At 72.3% G+C, this 4,467-nt stretch carries 4 protein-coding genes; 1 reads left to right on the top strand and 3 read right to left on the bottom strand.

Annotated elements, in window-relative coordinates:
* The 3 genes from C1I98_RS35860 to C1I98_RS35850 all read right to left on the bottom strand — a co-directional run.
* Window positions 1-524: hypothetical protein (locus C1I98_RS35860; RefSeq protein WP_146607848.1), on the bottom strand; the 524-nt coding region annotated here is incomplete at its 3' end.
* A 117-nt stretch (window positions 525-641) separates the two neighbouring features.
* Window positions 642-2,462: a glutamine--fructose-6-phosphate transaminase (isomerizing) gene (gene glmS, locus C1I98_RS35855; protein WP_111171739.1), complete on the bottom strand. Its 1,821-nt coding sequence runs from the start codon at window positions 2,460-2,462 to the stop codon at window positions 642-644.
* Window positions 2,463-2,474: 12 nt separating this feature from the next.
* Entirely contained in the window at window positions 2,475-2,720 is a 246-nt protein-coding gene (locus C1I98_RS35850; RefSeq protein WP_233508471.1) for a hypothetical protein, read from the bottom strand.
* 224 nt (window positions 2,721-2,944) lie between these two features.
* Here C1I98_RS35850 and C1I98_RS35845 point away from each other — a divergent pair.
* On the top strand, window positions 2,945-4,467 hold a 1,523-nt coding region (locus C1I98_RS35845; RefSeq protein ID WP_111171737.1), incomplete at its 3' end, for an N-acetylmuramoyl-L-alanine amidase.

The raw sequence follows: 4,467 nt of genomic DNA, 5'->3' as shown, positions 1-4,467 counted from the left end.
GGCCCGCCCGCCACCACCAGGGCGGCGGCGTCACCGCGCAGCACGTCGGCGAACTCCTCGAACCCCCGCAACCTGGAGGCCCGGGACACGACCAGGACCTCCCGCTCGCCGAGCAGCCGGGCCAGCGGCGTGGCCTGGGCGAGGATCTCGCCGGAGTCGTCCATCTCGGCCGCGCTCAGCATCGGCACGCCGGTGAGCAGCCAGCGCGCGCCCGTTCCCCATCCGGAGGCGACCCGCGGCGTGGCCCCGGTGCGGTCGCCGCCGAGCGCCGCCGTGGCCACAGCGGCCGGGGCGCCGTGCCGGCAGTCCAGGCGGACGTCGCGGACCAGCCCCTCCTCGCGCAGCGTCCAGGCGATGGCTCGGGCGATCCGCTCCGAGGACGCGCCGGCGGCGGTCGAGGCGACGACGGAGACCCGCGCGAGGGGGGCGCGAGCCGTACGGCCGGCGGCGCAGCCCGCGAGCCCCGCGCCGCTCCCGGCCGCCGCGACCGCGGCCCCGAGCGCGAGAAACCGCCGCCGGCGCATCGCACCCTCCCCCAGCAGGACCGCGGCCAGTAAGGCTCCCTAACCTCCCACTACCCAATGCCACCAAATCATCACAAGCCGCGACGCCTCCCGCTATGCCGGATCAGCGGCGGCCGCTCACTCCACGGTGACGCTCTTGGCGAGGTTGCGCGGCTTGTCCACGTCGCGTTCCAGCGCCACCGCCGCGTGGTAGGCCAGGAGCTGGAGCGGGATGGTGAGCAGGATCGGGTCCAGCTCGGTCTCGTTCTTCGGCACCACCACGCAGTCGTCGGCCAGCCTGGGATCGGCCGCGCGGTGCCCGACCATCAGCACCCGGCCGCCGCGCGCGCGGATCTCGCCGAGCGTGGTGAGGTTCTTGTCCAGCAGCTCGTCGTCGGGGACGATCGCGACGGTCGGCATGTCGGGGCCGATCAGCGCGAGTGGGCCGTGCTTCAGCTCGCTCGCCGGGTACGCCTCGGCGTGGACGTAGGAGATCTCCTTCAGCTTCTGCGCCCCCTCGCGGGCCACCGGGTAGCCGCGCACCCTGCCGATGAACATCATGCCCGCGTGGTCGGCGTACTTGCGGGCCAGCCCGGCGATCTCGTCGTCCTTGGCCAGGATCTCCTCGATCTGGGCGGGCAGCCGGCGCAGCCCCTCGCAGATGCGCCGCCCGTCGGCGGGCGACAGGTCGTGTACCCGGCCGAAGTGCAGCGCGAGCAGCGCGAAGGCGACCGCGGTGGAGGTGAACGCCTTGGTGGAGGCGACCGACACCTCGGGCCCGGCGTGCAGGTAGATTCCGCCGTCGCACTCGCGGGCGATGGCGCTGCCCACCGTGTTGACGATGCCGAGCACCCTGCCGCCCTTGCGCTTCAGCTCCTGCACGGCGGCGAGCGTGTCATAGGTCTCGCCGGACTGGCTGATCGCGACGTAGAGGGTGTCGTGCTCGACGACCGGGTTGCGGTAGCGGAACTCGCTGGCCGGCTCGGCGTCGGCCGGCACGCGCGCCAGCTCCTCCACGAGCTGGGCGCCGATCTGGCCGGAGTAGTACGCCGACCCGCAGCCGATGATCTTCACTCTGCGGAACGCGCGGGTCTCGTGCGGGGTGAGGTTGAGCCCGCCCAGGTGGGCGATGTGGAACCGGTCGTCGACCCGGCCGCGCAGGGTGCGCGCGACGGTCTCGGGCTGCTCGGAGATCTCCTTGAGCAGGTAGTGCTCGTAGCCGCCGGTGTCGTAGTGGCCGGCGTCCCAGTCGACGGTGAGCGGCTCCTTGGCGGTCTCGGTGGCGTCCATGGTGAAGGTGTGGAAGCCGTCGGCCTTGATCGTCGCCAGCTCGCCGTCCTCCAGGTGGACGACCTGGCGGGTGTACCTGACCAGCGCGGCCACGTCGGAGGCGGCGAACATCTCCTTCTCGCCGATGCCGAGCACGATCGGGCTGCCGTTGCGGGCGACGACGACCTCGCCGGGGCGCTCGGCGTCGAGCACGGCTATGCCGTACGTGCCGACGACCCGCTTGAGCGCGGTGCGGACCGCCTCCTCCAGCGAGTCGGTGTCCTTGACGGTACGGGCGATCAGGTGCGCCAGCACCTCGGAGTCGGTCTCGGAGGTGAAGGTCGCCCCGTCCACGGTGAGCTTGGCGCGCAGCTCGTCGGCGTTCTCGATGATCCCGTTGTGCACGACCGCGACCCGCTCGGCGCCGTCCACGTGCGGGTGGGCGTTGACGTCGCTGGGCACGCCGTGGGTGGCCCAGCGGGTGTGCCCGATGCCGACGCCGCCCTTGAACCGCGCGGGCACGGCGGCGGCCAGGTCGGCGACCCGCCCTTTGACCTTGCGGGTGCGCAGGGTCTTGTTGACTATGGCCAGACCGGCCGAGTCATAGCCCCGGTACTCCAGCCGCTGCAACCCTTCCAGCAGGATCGGCGCCGCATCCTTGGATCCGACATAGGCCACAATTCCGCACATAGAGCGTGCTCCTTACCCGTAGACGATCCTGCGAAGCTGCCGCACGGACAGCTTGGGGGCGGCCACCCGCCGTTGCGGCAGCTCATCGGCGATCCGCGGAAAGATTTCCTCGTTCGTGAGCCCGCGCGCCTTCAGCTCGGCATGGCGGCGCCTGACGAACTCCTCCACCGGCTCGGAGAAGAACGCCAGCACGTCGGCCACCACCCGGGCCGCCTCGCCGCGGCCGAGCGGACTCGTCCGGGTGAGGTGCGCGATCAAGTCTTCGTGCTGATGCCAGGCGTGGGACACAGCGCAGGACATTACGCAGTCGCCGCTCGGTATACCAAGGGTTCTGCCCGATTCCGGGCAGAATATGGGCCGAACTCTAGGTCAGATCTTCTTTTCCGTTCCCTCCAGGTAGGACATGATCAAGCAGGTGTCCACCTGACATGGCTCATTATCGTCTACTCTGGGTAGTCGAACAGCAGCAGAGAGTAGTCGTCATGCGCCGTGTCTCGCTGGCCGCCGCCGTGGCCGTCGCCTCCTTCCTCGCCCTGCCCGCGACCGGGCTCGCCGAAGACCGCCAGGCGACGTACCGGCAGGCCGCGCGGGAGTACGGCGTGCCGGAGAGCGTGCTGCTCGCGGTGTCCTACCTGAACTCGCGGTGGGACACGCACGGCTGGCTGCCGAGCGCGTCGGGCGGCTACGGGCCGATGCACCTGGTGGACGCGGAGGCCGTGCGAGGCGCGGGCCACGGCGAAACCGACCGGCGGGGCGACGAGCGCCGCGGCCCGCTGCGGGTGCCGCCCGCTCCGGCCGCCGCTCCTTCCCCCGGTTCCGCGACGCTACGCGAGGCCGCCGCGCTCACCGGGCTTCCCGCCACGGCCCTGCGCTCCCAGGCCGCGGCCAACATCCACGGCGGCGCGGCGCTGCTGGCCGAACGCCAGCGCCGGCTGCGCCTGCCCCTGTCCCCCGACCCGGCCGCCTGGTACACGGCCCTCGCCTCCTACGCCACGCCCGGCAGCCCGGCCACCGGCTTCGCCGACGAGGTGCTCGCCACCATCAGGACCGGCATGGCCCGCACCACCGACGACGGACACGCCGTACGACTGACCGCCACACCCGTACCGCCGGCGCCCCCGGCCGCCCGCCGGCGCGGAGCCTCTGCCGCCGAGTGCCCGTCGTCGCTGAGCTGCGACTGGATACCCGCCGCCTACCGGCGGACGGGCAAGGGCGCCTACGGCAACCACGACAGGTCGCACGGGCCGCGCGAGATCGACTACATCATCGTCCACGACGGCGAGGCGACCTACGACACCATGACCAGGCTCGTCGCCGACCCCAAGTACGTGAGCTGGCACTACACGCTACGCTCCAGCGACGGCCAGGTCGCCCAGCATGTGCGCGGCCGGGACGTCGCCTGGCACAGCGGCAACTGGTACGTCAACGCCCGCTCGATCGGGCTGGAGCACGAGGGATACCTGGCGCAGGGCGGGGCCTGGTACACCGAGGCGATGTACCGCGCCTCGGCCAAGCTGGTGAAGTACCTGGCGGCCAGGCACGACATCCCGCTCGACCGGGAGCACATCCTGGGCCACGACAACGTCCCCGGCATCACCCCGGCCCACGTCAAGGGCATGCACGACGACCCCGGGCCCTACTGGGACTGGGCACACTACTTCGACCTGCTGGGCGCGCCGCTGCACGGCCACGGCGAGGACCCGCCGCGCATCAACGCGGCGGCCGGCGAGGAGTACGAGCAGTGGCCACCGGACGCCGGGTGGGACGAGGGCGACCCGACCGGCCCGCACGAGGAGGCGGAGGCCGGCGAGCCCGACCCCACCGGGGACGCCTATCACGGCCCGGACGATCCGCTGCTGCGCGGCGACGAGCGGCGGGCGTCCGGCGGCACGGTCATGATCCTGCCCTCCTACGACCGTCACCGCCCCTACTTCACCGGCTGCGACAAGAAGCGCCCCGCCGCACCCTGCCCCTCCCGCGGCGCCGCCTCCGTCTGGCTCTACAC

Source organism: Spongiactinospora gelatinilytica (assembly GCF_003236385.1).
GTDB classification, from domain to species: Bacteria; Actinomycetota; Actinomycetes; order Streptosporangiales; family Streptosporangiaceae; genus Spongiactinospora; species Spongiactinospora gelatinilytica.
Note: the sequence above shows the minus strand (reverse complement) of the source record. Positions and strands in the feature narration are given on the sequence as shown.

Bases quoted from the DNA above. Each gene is read 5' to 3' on its own strand.
- glmS (WP_111171739.1), bottom strand. From the start codon at position 2,462: ATGTGCGGAATTGTGGCCTATGTCGGATCCAAGGATGCGGCGCCGATC.